Source organism: Streptomyces sp. NPDC048192 (assembly GCF_043202415.1).
Classification (GTDB): Bacteria; Actinomycetota; Actinomycetes; order Streptomycetales; family Streptomycetaceae; genus Streptomyces.
Genome location: NZ_JBIDAL010000005.1, coordinates 176,107 through 191,371, shown reverse-complemented (window position 1 = coordinate 191,371; position 15,265 = coordinate 176,107). Strand labels below are relative to the sequence as shown.

Below are 15,265 nucleotides of genomic sequence, written 5' to 3'. Positions count from 1 at the left end.
CCGTCGTGCTGGCGGACGGCGATGTCGTCCTCCGGCCGATACGGCTGCGCGACCAGCGGGCCTGGCGCGAGGTGAACCGGCGCAACCGCGACTGGCTGCGCCCCTGGGAGGCGACCATCCCGCCGCCCACGCCGAGCGGGCCGATAGCGCACCGGCCGACCTACCGGCAGATGGTCCGGCACCTGCGGTCCGAGGCGAGCGCCGGCCGGATGCTGCCGTTCGTCATCGAGTACCAGGGCCGGCTCGTCGGGCAGCTGACGGTCGCCGGGATCACCTGGGGATCGATGTGCTCGGGCCACGTGGGCTACTGGGTGGATGAGGCGGTGGCCGGGCGCGGGGTGATGCCGACGGCGGTCGCGCTCGTGGTGGACCACTGCTTCCGCACGGTCGGGCTGCACCGCGTCGAGGTCTGCATTCGCCCCGAGAACCGGCCGAGCCGCCGGGTCGTGGAGAAACTCGGATTCCGCGAGGAGGGGCTCCGGCCGCGCTATCTGCACATCGACGGCGCCTGGCGGGACCACCTGGTGTTCGCGCTCACCGCCGAAGAGGTGCCCGACGGTTTGCTGGCGCGGTGGAAGCGGGCACGCTCTCAGGCGGAGCGCCGCAATCCGCAGAACACGCCGGAGAATCGCGCCTAGCCGCGCACCGGCGGACGTAATTGAATGTGTGTTCGAAATTGATCGGTTGTTGACCGTCTCAGGGGCATTGAATTCCCGTCTGCGCTGGTCCACTGATCGCATCGGTCGCAAAAAAAGCTGGAAATATCAGCCAGATCGTGCGACACACCGGCCCAATTGGCGGATGGCCTCGCGTAAACCCCTCTACGGTGTGAGACGTGAGCAGCAGCGGCCTCATCTACGCAGTCATTGTCGGGGCCTGGGCCGCCTACTTGGTGCCGATGTGGCTCCGTAGGCAGGACGAGCTGAACGAGGCCCGTCCGACGGAACGCTTCAGCACCGCCATCCGGCTGCTGTCCGGACGGGCGGGAATGGAGCGCCGGTACGCCAGGGACCTGCGGGCACGCTCCGCCCAGGAGGGGGAGCCGGACACCGGCGAACCGGACGCCGTCACCGACTCGGTGGACGTCCGGGCCTTCGCCGTGCCTCCCACCCGCCGTCAGCCCGACGCCGGCGTCGAGCCCGAGTCACCCCAGAGGGCGGAACCGGCGCACGAGCAGGCCGCCGCGCCCTCGCCCAAGTCCTCTTCCCCGCCCCCGCGGGAACGGACGGGATCCGCGCGGCCGACGCCCTCCGCGCAGGCGGCCGCGGCACGCGCCCGGCGCTCGAAGGTTCTCGCGCGCCGCCGGCGTACCACCGTGGTGCTCTTCCTCGCCTTCACCCTGGGCGCGATCGTCGCCGCCGTCGGCGGACTCGCCTTCCTGTGGGCGCCCGCCGTACCGGCCGTGCTGCTCAGCGCCTACATCGCCTATCTGCGCTCCCAGGAGCGCCGCCGCTTCGCCTACCAGATGGACCGCCGCCGCGCGGAGGTCGCCGCCCAGCGGCTGCGCGAGCGGGAGCGCCAGCCGCGCCGCCGTGCCCCCCTGGACGCCGGCCCCGGCGCCGACGAACCGGAGGAGGCCCCCGAGACGGCGACGGACCCCGGACTCGCCGCGCTCGCCGCCGACCGGCGCGCCCTGGTCGAGCAGACGGACCACGCCGAGTGGGTCGACCAGCAGCGGGAGCGGCAGCGGCGGCCCGGCGGCGACAGCTGGGACCCGGTGCCGGTGCCCCTGCCGACGTACGTGACCGCGCCGGTCGCGCCGCGCGCCACGTCCGACGTGGATCTCGGCGCGCCCGACACCTGGAGCTCGGCGCGTTCCAGCTCGGTCGCGCCGGAGCAGGAGCCGGACCACGCGCCGCAGGCGGAGGCCGGCGAGCAGGCGTCCGCCTCCCCGGACGCGCCGGCCGGTGGCCGCAAGGACGCGCTTCCCCCGGCCCGCAACCGCTCCCGCGGGCAGGGCCCCGGCGCCTCCGCGCGCCGGTCGCGCGAGCGCGGCCGCACGCCCCTGTTCGACCAGTACGAGGACCGCGACCGCCCGCGCGCGGCGAACGAGTGACGCCCGCCACACTTCCCGAAGCCGCGCTGACCAGTCCGGGAACGGATTTCCAAGCACCCGGATCGGGATGCTAAAGTTTCACTCGTTGCAAGGGCCTGTGGCGCAGTCCGGTAGCGCACCTCGTTCGCATCGAGGGGGCCAGGGGTTCAAATCCCCTCAGGTCCACGCAGCATGAAGCCCCGGTCGGCGAAAGCCGACCGGGGCTTCATCGTCTCTACAGCCGCTTGGCGAAGCAGAGGCTGTCCGCGTGGTGGCGGTAGTAGCCGAACTTTGCGCACGGTTCGTAGCCGCTGGAGGTGTACAACGCGATGGCCTCCGGCTGCTTGGTGCCCGTCTCCAGCACCATCCGGACCCGCCCGGCCGCCCGGGCGTCCTCCTCCAGGGCCGCGAGGATGCGGCGGGCGAGGCCCCGGCCGCGCATCTCGGCGACGACGAACATGCGCTTCAGCTCCGCGTCGCCGTCCTCGTTGCCCTCCTCGTTGCGGTCCTGGCTGCGCCAGCCGCCGGTGGCCACGGGGCGGTCGAACTCGTCGTAGACGATCAGGTAGACGCCGTTCGGCGGGTCGAAGTCCGTCGGGGCGAGGACGGTGGCGTCCCCCTCGTCGCCGTACCGCTCGGCGTACTCGGCCTGGACCTCGTCGTTGAGCTTCACGGCGTCGGGGTGATCGAAACGGACTCGGCGAATAATCATGCTGGGCATCGTACTTCTATGCAGTCGGTGGGCCCCGGGCTGGTGCGGGCTCCGACCAGTGTGCCGGTATCGTGCCCGGGTGCTGACTGTGACCTCGGTGAACGTGAACGGGCTGCGAGCCGCCGCCAGGAAGGGCTTCGTGGAGTGGCTCGCGCAGACGGACGCGGACGTCGTCTGCCTGCAGGAGGTGCGTGCCGAGCCGCACCAGCTGCCCGAGGAGGTGCGCCGGCCCGACGGCTGGCACGTCCTGCACGCCCCGGCCGCCGCCAAGGGCCGCGCGGGCGTCTCCCTCTACACCCGGCGCGAACCCGACGCCGTCCGCGTCGGCTTCGGCTCGGCCGAGTTCGACGGCAGCGGGCGCTACGCCGAGGCCGATCTGCCCGGCGTCACGGTCGCCTCCCTCTATCTGCCCTCCGGCGAGGCCGGCACCGAGCGGCAGGACGAGAAGATCCGGTTCATGGACGAGTTCCTCGCCCACCTCAGGGCGCTGCGCGAGCGGGCCGCCGCCGAGGGCCGCGAGGTCGTCGTCTGCGGCGACTGGAACATCGCCCACCAGCAGGCCGACCTGAAGAACTGGCGCGGCAACACGAAGAACTCCGGCTTCCTGCCCGAGGAACGCGCCTGGCTCGGCCGCGTGTTCGCCGCCGAGGAGGGCGGCTACGTGGACGTCGTGCGCGCCCTGCATCCCGGGACGGAGGGGCCGTACACCTGGTGGTCGTACCGGGGGAGGGCGTTCGACAACGATTCCGGGTGGCGCATCGACTACCACGTCGCCACGCCCAAGCTCGCCGGGAAGGCCGTTAAGGGCTTCGTCGAGCGCGCGGCCACGCACGCCGAGCGCTGGTCGGACCACGCGCCGGTGACGGTCGTCTACGACCTGTAGTTCCGGACCCTCAGTCCCGCTTGCTGATCCGCCGGTCCAGGGCCAGGGACAGTTCCGCCTCCACCACGTTGCGGGCCAGGGGGCGCAGGCGGTGGAGGTCCTCCTCGGGGGCGTGGCGCAGGATCAGGTCGGTGAAGAGTCCGGCCAGGGCGTCGGCGTGTTCGCGGACGCGGGCGCCGGCCGCGAGGACCTCGGCGAGCGGGATGCCCTCGCGGACCAGCGCGGAGGACACGTCCAGCAGACGGCGGCTGATGTGGACGATCTCGTCGCCGTCGGTGCCGAGATAGCCCAGCTCCATGGCGGCGGCGAGGTTCTCCGGGGTGACCTCGCCCTCGAAGCGGGCGGCGAGTTCCTCCGGGGTGAGGCGGACCGGCTCCTCCTCCGTGGGCGTGCCGACGCCGAGCAGGTCGGCGACGTCGCGGCCCTGGTCGAGGGCCTCGGCGAGTTCGGCGATGCCGCTGAGGGTGTGGCCGCGCTCCAGCAGGGCGGCGATGGTGCGCAGACGGGCCAGGTGGTGGTCGTCGTACCAGGCGATGCGGCCCTCGCGGCGGGGCGGCGGGATCAGCTTGCGCTCACGGTAGAAGCGCAGGGTGCGCACGGTGATGCCGGCGAGCCGCGCCAGCTCCTCCATGCGGTACTCGCGCCGTCCTGGCGGCCGTGCCTCCGGGTGCTCCGTGTCCTCTGCCACGCCCGAAGCCTATGTTGTACCGCCGGTAACTTTCCTTCCCCGACCCCTACCGCTCAGTACGGAGCTGCTCTACAGTCCCATTGCGCCAGTGTTCACTGGCAGAGTCGAAGGCGATGCGTGGAGGCTTCGGGATGGCCCAGCACGAGCATGTACGGGTGGCGGTGATCGGGTCCGGGTTCGGCGGTCTGGGAGCCGCCGTGCGGCTGCGCCGCGAAGGGATCACCGACTTCGTCGTCCTGGAGCGGGCGGACAGCGTGGGCGGCACCTGGCGGGACAACAGCTACCCCGGGTGCGCCTGCGACGTGCCCTCCCACCTCTACTCCTTCTCCTTCGCGCCCAACCCCGACTGGCCGCGCACCTTCTCCGGGCAGCGGCACATCCGCGCCTATCTGGAGCACGTCACCGACCTGTTCGGGCTGCGCCCGCACATCCGCTTCGACTCCGAGGTCAAGCTGATGACCTGGGACACCGAGAAGCTGTGGTGGGAGATCGAGACCGTGCGGGGCACGCTCACCGCCGACGTCGTCGTCTCCGCCACCGGGCCGCTGTCCGACCCGAAGATCCCCGAGATCCCGGGCCTGGAGACCTTCCCCGGCAAGGTGTTCCACTCCGCCCGCTGGGACCACGACTACGACCTCGCCGGCAAGCGCGTCGCCATGGTCGGCACCGGCGCCTCCGCCATCCAGATCGTGCCCTCCATCCAGCCCAAGGTCGGCCGGCTCACCCTCTTCCAGCGGACCCCGCCGTGGGTGATGCCCCGCATGGACCGGGCCATCAGCGGCGCCGAGCGCCGGCTGCACCGGATGCTCCCCTTCACCACCCAGCTGCGGCGCGGGCTGCTGTGGGGCATCCGCGAGCTGCAGGTGCAGGCGTTCACCAAGCACCCCGAGGAACTCGGCCTGGTCGAACAGCTCGCCAAGCGCAACATGGCCCGCGCCATCAAGGACCCGGCCCTGCGCGCCAAGCTCACCCCCGACTACCGGATCGGCTGCAAGCGGATCCTGCTGTCCAGCGAGTACTACCCGGCGCTGGCCCGGCCGAACGTGGACGTCGTGGCCAGCGGACTCAGCGAGATCCGCGGCTCGACCGTCGTGGCCGCCGACGGCACCGAGGCCGAGGTCGACGCGATCATCTTCGGTACGGGCTTCCACGTCACGGACATGCCGATCGCCGAGCGGGTGGTCGGCGCCGAGGGGATCACCCTCGCCGAGTCCTGGAAGAACGGCATGCAGGCGCTGCGCGGCGCCGCGGCCGCCGGGTTCCCCAACTGGATGACGATCATCGGGCCCAACACCGGCCTCGGGAACTCCTCGATGATCCTCATGATCGAGTCGCAGCTGAACTACATGGCCGACTATCTGCGCCAACTGAACGTCCTCGGCGGCCGTACGGCCCTCGATGCCCGGCCGGCGGCCGTCGAGGACTGGAACCGCAGGGTCCAGGAGCGGATGAAGCGCACGGTGTGGAACACCGGCGGCTGCACCAGCTGGTACCTCGACGACAGCGGCCGCAACACCACCATCTGGCCCGGTACGACGTCGGAGTTCCGGCGCGCGACCCGCCGGGTGGACCTGGCCGAGTACGAGGTCGTCCGCGGGTCCGCCGCCCGGTCGTCGGGCCCGGCCGCATCGACTGCCGAGCCGTCGGGCACCACCCCACCGAGCGCCGAGCCGTCGGGCACCACCGCACCGAGCGCCGAGCCGTCCGGCACGGCCGCGCCGAAGACGGTGGCCGCCGCCGGGCAGAGCGAGGGCGCCGCATGAGCCGGCCCGCCCCCGCCGCCTGGGTCACCTCCGGGCCGTACGCCCCGCCCGCTCCCGCCCGCGAACTCACCGTCGTCTCCGCCGACGGCGCCCCGCTGCACGTCGAGGTGCACGGCCCCGAGGACGCGCCGCCCGTCGTCCTCTCCCACGGCTGGACCTGCTCGACGGCCTTCTGGGCCGCGCAGATACGGGACCTCGCCGCCGACCACCGGGTGATCGCATACGACCAGCGGGGGCACGGGCGCAGCCCCGTGAGCCCCGCGTGCACCACCGAGGCGCTGGCGGACGACCTCGAAGCGGTGCTCGCGCAGACGCTCGCGCCCGGCGAGAAGGCGCTGATCGTCGGCCACTCCATGGGCGGGATGACGGTCATGGCCGCCGCCGCGCGCCCCCGCTTCCGGGAGCACGCCGCCGCCGTCCTGCTGTGCAGCACCGGCAGCTCGCGGCTGGTCGCCCAGTCGCGGGTGCTGCCGCTGGGCGCCGGGCGGGTGCGCACCTGGATCACCGGGCGCATCCTCGGCTCGCGCGCCCCCCTCGGGCCGGTCACGCCGGTCGCCAAGCGCATCCTCAAGTACGCCACCATGGGCGCCGGTTCGGCCCCGCACATGGTGGAGGCGTGCGCCCGGATCGTGCACGCCTGCCCGCGCGCCGTACGCCACGCCTGGGCCGCCGTCCTCGAGTCGCTCGATCTCGACCACGGCGTACGGGAGTTGCACACGCCCACCGCGATCGTGCACGGCGCGTCCGACCGGCTCACGCCCGTGGTGCACGCCCACGCGCTGGTCGCCGCGCTGCCGCAGTGCGTCGGCCTGACCGAACTGGCGGGCGTCGGCCACATGACCCCGATCGAGGCCCCCGACCGGGTGACCGGCCGGATCCGGGAACTCGTCACCACGTACGTCACCGCACACACCACGTCCGAAGCCACGGGGGCCGGCCCCGCACAGATCAAGGAGGGCGCATGAGCAGGGTGAGCCTCGAAGGACAGGTCGCGGTCGTCACCGGGGCGGCGCGCGGCGTCGGTGAGCTGCTGGCCCGCAAGCTCTCCGCGCGCGGCGCGAAGGTCGCGCTGGTCGGTCTGGAGGAGGACGCCCTCAAGGACGTCTCCTCGCGGCTGCACAGCGAGAGCGCCCACTGGTACGCCGACGTCACCGACCACGAGGCCATGAGCCGGGTCGCGCAGGAGGTCAAGGCGCGGTTCGGGAAGGTCGACATCGTGGTCGCCAACGCCGGGGTGGCGACGGGCGGTCCGTTCATCGACTCCGATCCGCAGGCCTGGCGGCGGGTGATCGAGGTCAACCTGATCGGATCGGCGGTGACCGCGCGGGCCTTCCTGCCGGTGCTGGTGGAGAGCCGGGGCTATCTGCTGCAGATCGCCTCCCTCGCCGCGATCACCCCGGCGCCCATGATGTCGGCGTACTGCGCGTCCAAGTCGGGCGTGGAGGCGTACGCGCACAGCCTGCGCGCCGAGGTCGGCTACCAGGGCGTGCGGGTCGGCGTCGCGTACCTGTCCTGGACCGACACCGACATGGTGCGCGGCGCCGACCAGGACGACGTCATGCGGGAGCTGCGGCAGCGGCTGCCGTGGCCGTCCAACAAGACCTATCCGCTGGGTCCGGCGGTGGACCGGCTGGTCGCCGGGATCGAGCGGCGCTCGGCGCATGTGTACGGGCAGTGGTGGCTGCGCGGCATGCAGGGCGTGCGCGGCTATCTGCCGGCGCTCATCGGGACGGTCGGGCAGCGCGAGATGAAGCGGTTCGCACCGCGGCTGCAGGGGATGCGCTCAGGACTCGTCGGTGCAGGTGGGGCGGCCGACGAGGCAGCCCGCGCTACTCAGCGTGACTGATCCACATGCGCTCCGTGGTCGCCCGTGTGAATCTGGGTGAGGCCCCACTGAGGAACTGAGGGGCCGATTCCCCACCTCACCCACCACGGGAGTGAACCCACATGGGTATGAAGGACAAGGCCAACGAGTGGCAGGAACAGGGCAAGCAGAAGCTCGGTGAGGCGCGCGAGCGTGCCGGCCAGCAGCCCCAGCGCGGCGGCCAGCAGCAGCCCCAGCGTGGCGGGCAGCAGCCGCAGCGCGGCCGCGAGAACCTGCGCGACATCGAGGACACCGAGTCGGAGATGGAAGACCGCTTCGACCGGGACTACGACGCCTAGTCGCTGCGCTCGGCTTTGGCCGGTTGGCGTGGGGCGCCCTTCTTCGCGGAGGGTGCCCTGCGTCTTTTTCTCTTCAGGTCCGCGGCGGGAGCTTGGGGCGGGTTCGGTCGGGGACCTCGCTGTAGTCGGGAGGGATGGCGGCGGGGTTGGACTCCAGGAGTTCCAGGGCGAGTTGGATCGCGTCGTCCATCTGGGCGTGCCTGCCCTCGGCCCAGTCCAGGGGAGTGCGCATGATCTCCAGGTCGGGGGTGACGCCGTGGTTCTCCACGGACCAGCCGTAGGCGTCGAACCAGGCCGCGTTCATCGGGACCGTGATGACCGTGCCGTCGCCCAGCCGGTGCCGGCCGGTCATGCCGACCACACCGCCCCAGGTGCGCGTGCCGACCACCGGGCCGAGCTTCAGCAGTTTGAAGGCGGCGGTGATCATGTCGCCGTCCGACGAGGTCGCCTCGTCGGCGAGGGCGACGATCGGGCCCCGGGGCGCGTTCGAGGTGTACGACACCGGCTGCGCGTCCCTGGTCAGGTCCCAGCCCAGGATCGTCCGGGTCAGCTTCTCGATGACGAGTTCGCTGATGTGGCCGCCCGCGTTGCCGCGCACGTCCACGATCAGGGCGGGCCGGGACACCTCCATGCGCAGGTCGCGGTTGAACTGGGCCCAGCCCGAGCCGCCCATGTCGGGGATGTGCAGATAGCCGCACTTGCCGCCGCTCAGCTCGCGTACGACCTCCCGGCGTTTGGCGACCCAGTCCTGGTAGCGCAGCGGGCGTTCGTCGATGAGCGGGACGACGGCGACCCGGCGGGCCCGGCCCGGCTCGCCCTCCGGCGGGAGGAACGTCAGCTCCACGGTCGTACCGCCGGAACCGGCGAGCAGCGGGAACGGCCCGGTCACCGGGTCGACCGGGGAACCGTTGACATGGGTGAGCACCGAGCCGTCACGGATGCCCGTGCCGGCCAGCGGTGAACGGGCCCTGGAGTCCGAGGAGTCACCCGGCAGGATGCGCTTGATCGTCCAACCGCCGTCCCGGCGGACGAGGTTGGCGCCGAGCAGGCCCTGCCAGCGCTGGTAGTGGGGCGGGCCCTCGTTGCGGCGGGCGGCGGTGACGTAGGCGTGCGAGGTGCCCAGTTCACCGAGGACCTCGCGGAGCAGGTCCGCGAACTCGTCCGGAGAGGCGACCCGTTCGACGAGGGGCCGGTACTGGTCGAGCACCCCGTCCCAGTCGATGCCGCACATCCCGGGGTCCCAGAAGTAGGCGCGGATGATCCGGCCGGCCTCGTCGAAGGCCTGGCGCCACTCGGCGGGCGGGTCGACCACGTGCAGGATGCGGCGCAGGTCGATCCAGACGGTCGTGTCGCTGTCGCCCAGCTCCGTCGCGGGCACCGCGCGCAGATCGCCCTCGTCCACCACGACCAGCCGGGTGCTGTCGCCGCTGACCGCGAACCAGTCCAGGTGGTCGACCAGTTCGGACTTCTTCGCCTTGGTGATGTTGAAGTACTCCAGGGTGGGGCGGCCGCTGATGTCGGAGGGGTTGGCGAAGGTCTCGCCGAGCGCTCCGGAGATCGGCCAGCGCAGCCAGACCAGTCCGCCGCCCGCCACCGGGTGCAGCGCGGAGTACTTGGAGGCGATCACCGGGAACGGCGTGACCCGGTTGGCCAGGCCCTCCACCTCCACGGTCACCGTGCCCGCCTCGCCCGTCTCCTCGTCCTCGACCGGGTCGAGCCCGCCGGCCGCCGGACGCCCCTCGGGGCTCAGCGCGAAGGGGGAAGGGGTCGCGGAGTTCAGCGGCACGAGGTACGGGCGGCAGCCGAGCGGGAACGACAGGTCGCCGGTGTGGACGTCGTACACCGGGTCGAAGCCGCGCCAGGAGAGGAAGGCGAGATAGCGGCCGTCCCGGGTGAACACCGGGTTCTCGTCCTCGAAACGGCCGTTGGTCACGTCCACGATCAGCCGGTCCTTGATCCGGGCCAGCTTGATCTGGCGCAGCGAGCGGCCGATGCCCGGGTGGGACCAGGTGAGCCAGGCCCCGTCCGGGGAGAAGGCGAGGTCGCGCACGGGCCCGTTGATGGACCGGATCAACTCGGTGACCTGGCCTCCGCCGGGTTGGACGGGGGCGGCGGGTTCGGTGGGGGCGGCGGGGGCGGCGGGTTCGGTGGGGGCGGCGGGTTCGGTGGGGGCGGTGGGCTGGTCTTCGGGGGCGTCGGTCGGGGCGCCGGCCTGCGCACCGGTGGGCTCGGTGGGCCGGGTGCCGGTGGTCCCCGTGGCTTCGGTGGGCTCCGTGGGCCGGGTGCCCGTGGCCCGCGTCGCTTCGCTGGGCTCCGTGGGCTGGGCTCCGGTGGGTTCGGCCGGCTCGGTGGGTTCGGTGGTCTGGGCGCCGGCGGGCTCCGCGGCCTGGGCTCCGGTGGGTTCGGCGGGCTCGTCTCCGGTGGTCCCCGTGGCTTCCCCGGCCTCCGCGATCTCCCCCGCCTCCAGCGCCTCTTCGCCCCCCACCTCCGTCACGTCGATCAGGAGCAGCCGGCCGTCGTGCGAGGCGACGGCGAGCCGTTCGCCCAGGGGGTCGGAGACCATCTCCAGGACGCGGCCCAGGCGGCCGGAGGCCAGGCGGCGCAGGGTGCGGTCGCCGGTCGCTCGGGGCAGGTGGGCGATCTCGACGGCGTCCTCGCCCTCCGCGTCGGTGACGTACGCGACCTGCCCGGTCGTGCCCAGCATCTCCGGGAGCCGTACCCGTACGCCGGGCGTGTCGCTGATCGTGCGGGCGGGCCCGTCGCGGTGGGTGAGCCAGTACAGGCTGCCGCGGACCACGACGGCGCTGGCCCGGCCCGTCTCGTCCACGGAGATGCCGTCGACGTTCTGCGCGGCGGGCACCTGGTAGCGGCGGCGCCCGTTGGCCGGACCGGCGAGGCGGACGTCCAGCCTGCGCGGTACGGCGCCGGGGGAGAAGTCGTCGACGAGCCACAGGTCGCCCGCGCACTGGTAGACGACCCGGGTGCCGTCGCTGGAGGCGTGCCGGGCGTAGAAGGCGTCGTGGTCGGTGTGGCGGCGCAGGTCGGTGCCGTCGTGGGCGCAGGAGTAGAGGTTGCCCACGCCCTCGTGGTCGGAGAGGAAGGCGATCCGGCCGGCGACGAACATCGGGCAGGCCAGATGGCCGCCGATGTCGGGCACGAGCTGCTGCCCGTGCAGCCAGAGGCGGCCCATGGCGCCGCCCCGGTAGCGCTTCCAGGAGGCCGGTTCGTGCGGCGGGGTGCCGGTGAGCAGCAGCGTCTTGTGCACGCCGTCGACGTCGGCGACCTGGATGTCGGCGACCGGCCCCCAGGGCAGCTTGCGGCCGGGGTCGCCGTCGGTGGACACCTTGTAGGCCCAGGTGAAGTAGGAGAAGGGCTGGCCGTGGGAGGCGACGGCGAGGATGTCGCCCTCCGGTGTCCAGCCGCAGACCTGGGTGTCGGAACTGCCCCAGTACGTCAGCTGCCGCTCCGGCCCGCCGTCGACCCCGACGAGGTGGATCTCGGGTTCGAGGGTGTGCCAGTTGGTGTAGGCGATGCGGCTGCCGTCCGGCGAGAAGCGGGGGTGCCCGGCCTTGGTGCGGTCCGCCGTGAGCCGCCAGGCCCGGCGCGGGGTGTCGAGCGGGGCCAGCCAGAGGTCGTCCTCGGCCACGAAGCACAGCAGGTCGCCGCTGAGGTGGGGATGGCGCAGATAGCTCACCTTCCCATGCTTTTCCCGTCGAAGGAGCACAGCAACTCGTGCGCGACCGGCGCCCGCGACCTGCGCGGGACCGGCACGGGCCGTTTATACGGTCCTCACACCCGTGACCCAGCACACGTACGAAACGGTTTCGTTTCGAACTCTCTCAGGGTATGTTCATGGTGTACACAAGCAGGAGGCTCCGGAGTGGGGAGGTGGACGGCATGACCGACGCCGTCGCAACGGCGCGCCGCAGTCGGATCACGCCCGAGCGCGAGGCCGAGCTGTACGAGGCCGTGCTCGACCTGCTCCGCGAGGTCGGCTACGACGCCCTGACCATGGACGCCGTCGCCGCCCGCACCCGCTCCAGCAAGGCCACGCTCTACCGCCAGTGGGGCGGCAAGGCCGAGCTGGTCGCCAAGGCGGTGCGGCACAACAAGCCGGGCGGCCTCGCCGACGAGGTCGACACCGGGTCGCTCAGAGGCGACCTGCACGCCCTCACCCTGCGCTCCGACGACTGCGAGATGGAGCAGAACTCCGCGCTGATGCGGGGCCTGGCGATGGCCGTCCACGGCAACCCGGACCTGCTACGGGCGTCCAAGGAGCATCTCGTCGAGCCGGAGCTGGCGGCGTTCCGCCGTGTGCTGCAACGGGCGATCGACCGCGGTGAGGTCCGCGCCGACAACCCGGCGATCGGCTATGTGATGCACATGATGATCGGCGGGTTCGCCGCCCGCTCGCTCATCGACGAGCAGCCGCCGACGCAGGCCTTCCTGCTGTCGTACATCGACGCCGTGGTCCTCCCCGCCCTCGGTGTCACCACCGGCTGATCACCACCCGATCGCCTTCCCTGAAACCCATCCCCACCCCCACCCCCTCCCCGAGCAAGCCCATCGTCTGACGTCACCGCTCACGTCGTCGGGCTGATCACCCCTGCCCTGATGAACCACACGACCTGACCGGGAGTACGCCAGAAATGGCCACGTTTCTCTACAGACTGGGCCGTCTCGCCTTCCGGCGACGGCACTTCGTCGCCCTGATATGGGTCGCGCTGCTCACCCTCGCCGGGGTGGGCGCCGCCTCCGCGCCGGCCGCCGGCAACACGTCCTTCTCCATCCCCGGCACCGAGGCGCAGAAGGCCTTCGACCTGCTGCAGCAGCGCTTCCCCGGCATGAGCGCCGACGGCGCCACCGCGCGGGTCGTCTTCAAGGCGCCGGCCGGCGAGAAGATGACCGGCCACGACAACAAGGCGGCCGTCGAGAAGACGGTGAAGGAGCTGAAGAGCGGCTCCGAGGTCGCCTCCGTCACCGACCCCTACACCGGGCACGCGGTCAGCCGGAGCGGCACGATCGCGTACGCCTCGGTGAAGTACAAGGTCTCCGGCATGGAGCTGAAGGACTCCTCCCGCGACGCCCTGAAGGAGGCCGCGCAGCACGCGCGGGACGCCGGGCTGACCGTCGAGGTCGGCGGTGACGCGCTGAACGCCACCCCGGAGACCGGTTCCAGCGAGGTCATCGGCATCGGGATCGCCGCCGTCGTCCTCGTCATCACCTTCGGCTCGCTGCTCGCGGCCGGATTCCCGCTGCTCACCGCGATCATCGGGGTCGGCATCGGCGTCTCCACGATCACGGCGCTCGCCAGCGCCCTGGATCTCGGCTCCACGACCTCCACGCTGGCGTCGATGATCGGCCTGGCCGTCGGCATCGACTACGCCCTCTTCATCGTCTCCCGTTACCGCGGGGAACTGGCCGAGGGACGCGAGCGCGAGGACGCGGCCGGACGGGCCGTCGGCACGGCGGGCTCGGCGGTGGTCTTCGCCGGTCTCACCGTGGTCATCGCCCTGGTCGGCCTGTCCGTCGTCAACATCCCGATGCTGACCAAGATGGGCATCGCGGCGGCGGGCACGGTCGCCATCGCCGTCCTCATCGCGCTGACGCTGATCCCGGCGCTGCTCGGCTTCGCGGGCCGCAGGATCAAGCCGGCCGGCGAGAAGAGCAGGCTGCTGGGCGGCGGCCGTACGCCTCGCAGGCCGGGCCGCCCGAACATGGGCACCCGCTGGGCGAGCTTCGTCGTGCGCCGCCCGGTCGCCGTCCTGCTCCTCGGCGTGCTCGGCCTCGGCGCGGCCGCGGTCCCGGCCGCCTCCCTGCAGCTGGGTCTGCCCGACGACGGCTCCCAGCCGGTCTCCACCACCCAGCGCCGCGCCTACGACCTGCTCTCCGAGGGCTTCGGGCCCGGCTTCAACGGCCCGCTGATGGTCGTGGTCGACGCCAAGGACAGCGCGCACCCCAAGAAGGCGTTCACCGAGGTCGGCGACGAGATCAAGGGGCTGAAGGACGTCGTCACGGTCACCCCGGCCGTGGCCAACAAGGCCGGGGACACGGCGACCATCACCGTCGTACCGAAGTCCAAGCCGTCGTCGCAGACCACCGAGGACCTGGTGCACGCCATCCGCGGCAAGGGCGCGGACATCACCGCGAAGACCGGCTCCAAGGTGCTGGTCACCGGCTCGACGGCGATGAACATCGACGTCTCGCAGAAGCTGAACGACGCCCTCCTGCCCTATCTGGCGCTGGTGGTGGGCCTGGCCTTCCTGCTGCTGATCGTGGTCTTCCGCTCGGTCCTCGTCCCGCTGAAGGCGGCGCTCGGCTTCCTGCTCAGCGTGCTCGCGGCGCTCGGCGCGGTCGTCGCGGTCTTCCAGTGGGGCTGGCTGTCCGGCCTGATGAACGTCGAGCAGACCGGCCCGGTGATGTCGATGATGCCGATCTTCATGGTGGGCGTCGTGTTCGGCCTCGCCATGGACTACGAGGTCTTCCTCGTCACCCGGATGCGGGAGGCGTTCGTCCACGGCGAGACGCCGGGCCAGGCCGTGGTCACCGGCTTCAAGCACGGCGCACGGGTCGTCACCGCCGCCGCCGTCATCATGATCGCCGTCTTCTCCGGCTTCATCGGCTCCAGCGAGGCGATGGTCAAGATGATCGGCTTCGGTCTCGCCGTCGCCGTCTTCTTCGACGCGTTCATCGTCCGCATGGCCGTCGTCCCGGCGGTCCTCGCCCTGCTCGGCCGGCGTGCCTGGTGGCTGCCGGCGTGGCTCGACCGGGCGCTGCCCAACGTGGACGTGGAGGGCGAGGGCCTGCGCACACGGTCCGCGGCCGGCGGCAGGGACGCCGACCCGGACGAGGAGCGGGAGCTGGTACGGGTCTGACGTACCGCCTCCGGCGACGGACCGGCCGGTGAGGGTGCCCGTGGGGACGGGGCCGCACCCTCACCGGCCTTCTCCCTGCACGCCGGTGATCCGCGCACGCCGGTGAAACCCGGATGAGCGCGGCGACCGCGATGTCGTAGCGTGCC

12 protein-coding genes and 1 tRNA gene are annotated in these 15,265 nt (G+C 72.2%); 10 read left to right on the top strand and 3 right to left on the bottom strand.

Annotated elements, in window-relative coordinates:
- The first annotated feature begins 5 nt into the window (after positions 1–5).
- The 3 genes from ACGFZN_RS11655 to ACGFZN_RS11645 all read left to right on the top strand — a co-directional run bounded on the left by ACGFZN_RS11655 (position 6) and on the right by ACGFZN_RS11645 (position 2,221).
- Positions 6–638, top strand: a complete 633-nt coding sequence (locus ACGFZN_RS11655) for a GNAT family N-acetyltransferase (protein WP_393858266.1) — start codon at positions 6–8, stop codon at positions 636–638.
- Between the two features lie 197 nt (positions 639–835).
- Positions 836–2,056, top strand: a complete 1,221-nt coding sequence (glpR, locus tag ACGFZN_RS11650) for a gephyrin-like molybdotransferase receptor GlpR (protein WP_393858265.1) — start codon at positions 836–838, stop codon at positions 2,054–2,056.
- A 91-nt stretch (positions 2,057–2,147) separates the two neighbouring features.
- Positions 2,148–2,221: transfer RNA gene (locus tag ACGFZN_RS11645), tRNA-Ala, on the top strand.
- A 49-nt stretch (positions 2,222–2,270) separates the two neighbouring features.
- Here the strand turns inward: ACGFZN_RS11645 and ACGFZN_RS11640 are convergent.
- On the bottom strand, positions 2,271–2,747 hold the full coding sequence (locus ACGFZN_RS11640) for a GNAT family N-acetyltransferase (RefSeq protein ID WP_393858264.1): 477 nt from the start codon (positions 2,745–2,747) through the stop codon (positions 2,271–2,273).
- 79 nt (positions 2,748–2,826) lie between these two features.
- Between ACGFZN_RS11640 and ACGFZN_RS11635 the strand changes: the two genes are divergently transcribed.
- Positions 2,827–3,630 carry an exodeoxyribonuclease III gene (locus tag ACGFZN_RS11635; protein ID WP_393858263.1) on the top strand — a complete coding sequence of 268 codons (804 nt, stop codon included), beginning with the start codon at positions 2,827–2,829 and terminating at the stop codon, positions 3,628–3,630.
- A gap of 10 nt (positions 3,631–3,640) precedes the next feature.
- On the opposite strand, the gene ACGFZN_RS11630 is transcribed toward ACGFZN_RS11635, so the two are convergent.
- Positions 3,641–4,261: a MerR family transcriptional regulator gene (locus ACGFZN_RS11630; protein ID WP_393858570.1), complete on the bottom strand. Its 621-nt coding sequence runs from the start codon at positions 4,259–4,261 to the stop codon at positions 3,641–3,643.
- A 188-nt stretch (positions 4,262–4,449) separates the two neighbouring features.
- Here ACGFZN_RS11630 and ACGFZN_RS11625 point away from each other — a divergent pair, with 188 nt between their 5' ends.
- The 4 genes from ACGFZN_RS11625 (at position 4,450) to ACGFZN_RS11610 (ending at position 8,244) form a co-directional block, all read left to right on the top strand.
- Complete coding sequence (locus ACGFZN_RS11625) at positions 4,450–6,081, top strand: NAD(P)-binding domain-containing protein (protein WP_393858262.1); 1,632 nt, start codon at positions 4,450–4,452, stop codon at positions 6,079–6,081.
- Positions 6,078–7,046, top strand: coding sequence for an alpha/beta fold hydrolase (locus ACGFZN_RS11620; RefSeq protein WP_393858261.1), 969 nt, complete (start codon positions 6,078–6,080; stop codon positions 7,044–7,046). The genes ACGFZN_RS11625 and ACGFZN_RS11620 overlap by 4 nt, the downstream gene beginning before the upstream one ends.
- Positions 7,043–7,927 carry an SDR family oxidoreductase gene (locus tag ACGFZN_RS11615; protein ID WP_393858260.1) on the top strand — a complete coding sequence of 295 codons (885 nt, stop codon included), beginning with the start codon at positions 7,043–7,045 and terminating at the stop codon, positions 7,925–7,927. Before ACGFZN_RS11620 ends, ACGFZN_RS11615 begins: the two co-directional genes overlap by 4 nt.
- Before the next feature lie 101 nt (positions 7,928–8,028).
- On the top strand, positions 8,029–8,244 hold the full coding sequence (locus ACGFZN_RS11610) for a hypothetical protein (RefSeq protein ID WP_393858259.1): 216 nt from the start codon (positions 8,029–8,031) through the stop codon (positions 8,242–8,244).
- Positions 8,245–8,317: 73 nt separating this feature from the next.
- Here the strand turns inward: ACGFZN_RS11610 and ACGFZN_RS11605 are convergent, their stop codons facing one another.
- Positions 8,318–11,938, bottom strand: coding sequence for a S41 family peptidase (locus ACGFZN_RS11605; protein ID WP_393858258.1), 3,621 nt, complete (start codon positions 11,936–11,938; stop codon positions 8,318–8,320).
- Between the two features lie 203 nt (positions 11,939–12,141).
- Here ACGFZN_RS11605 and ACGFZN_RS11600 point away from each other — a divergent pair, with 203 nt between their 5' ends.
- Positions 12,142–12,747 carry a TetR/AcrR family transcriptional regulator gene (locus ACGFZN_RS11600; RefSeq protein ID WP_393858257.1) on the top strand — a complete coding sequence of 202 codons (606 nt, stop codon included), beginning with the start codon at positions 12,142–12,144 and terminating at the stop codon, positions 12,745–12,747.
- A 146-nt stretch (positions 12,748–12,893) separates the two neighbouring features.
- Positions 12,894–15,119, top strand: a complete 2,226-nt coding sequence (locus ACGFZN_RS11595; protein ID WP_393858256.1) for an MMPL family transporter — start codon at positions 12,894–12,896, stop codon at positions 15,117–15,119.
- Positions 15,120–15,265 lie beyond the last annotated feature (146 nt).

Excerpts from the sequence above, each read along its gene's own strand:
- ACGFZN_RS11640 (WP_393858264.1), bottom strand. The coding sequence starts at position 2,747 with ATGATTATTCGCCGAGTCCGTTTCGATCACCCCGACGCCGTGAAGCTC.
- ACGFZN_RS11630 (WP_393858570.1), bottom strand. The coding sequence starts at position 4,261 with ATGGAGGAGCTGGCGCGGCTCGCCGGCATCACCGTGCGCACCCTGCGC.
- ACGFZN_RS11625 (WP_393858262.1), top strand. The coding sequence starts at position 4,450 with ATGGCCCAGCACGAGCATGTACGGGTGGCGGTGATCGGGTCCGGGTTC.
- ACGFZN_RS11620 (WP_393858261.1), top strand. The coding sequence starts at position 6,078 with ATGAGCCGGCCCGCCCCCGCCGCCTGGGTCACCTCCGGGCCGTACGCC.
- ACGFZN_RS11615 (WP_393858260.1), top strand. The coding sequence starts at position 7,043 with ATGAGCAGGGTGAGCCTCGAAGGACAGGTCGCGGTCGTCACCGGGGCG.
- ACGFZN_RS11610 (WP_393858259.1), top strand. The coding sequence starts at position 8,029 with ATGGGTATGAAGGACAAGGCCAACGAGTGGCAGGAACAGGGCAAGCAG.
- ACGFZN_RS11600 (WP_393858257.1), top strand. The coding sequence starts at position 12,142 with ATGACCGACGCCGTCGCAACGGCGCGCCGCAGTCGGATCACGCCCGAG.
- ACGFZN_RS11595 (WP_393858256.1), top strand. The coding sequence starts at position 12,894 with ATGGCCACGTTTCTCTACAGACTGGGCCGTCTCGCCTTCCGGCGACGG.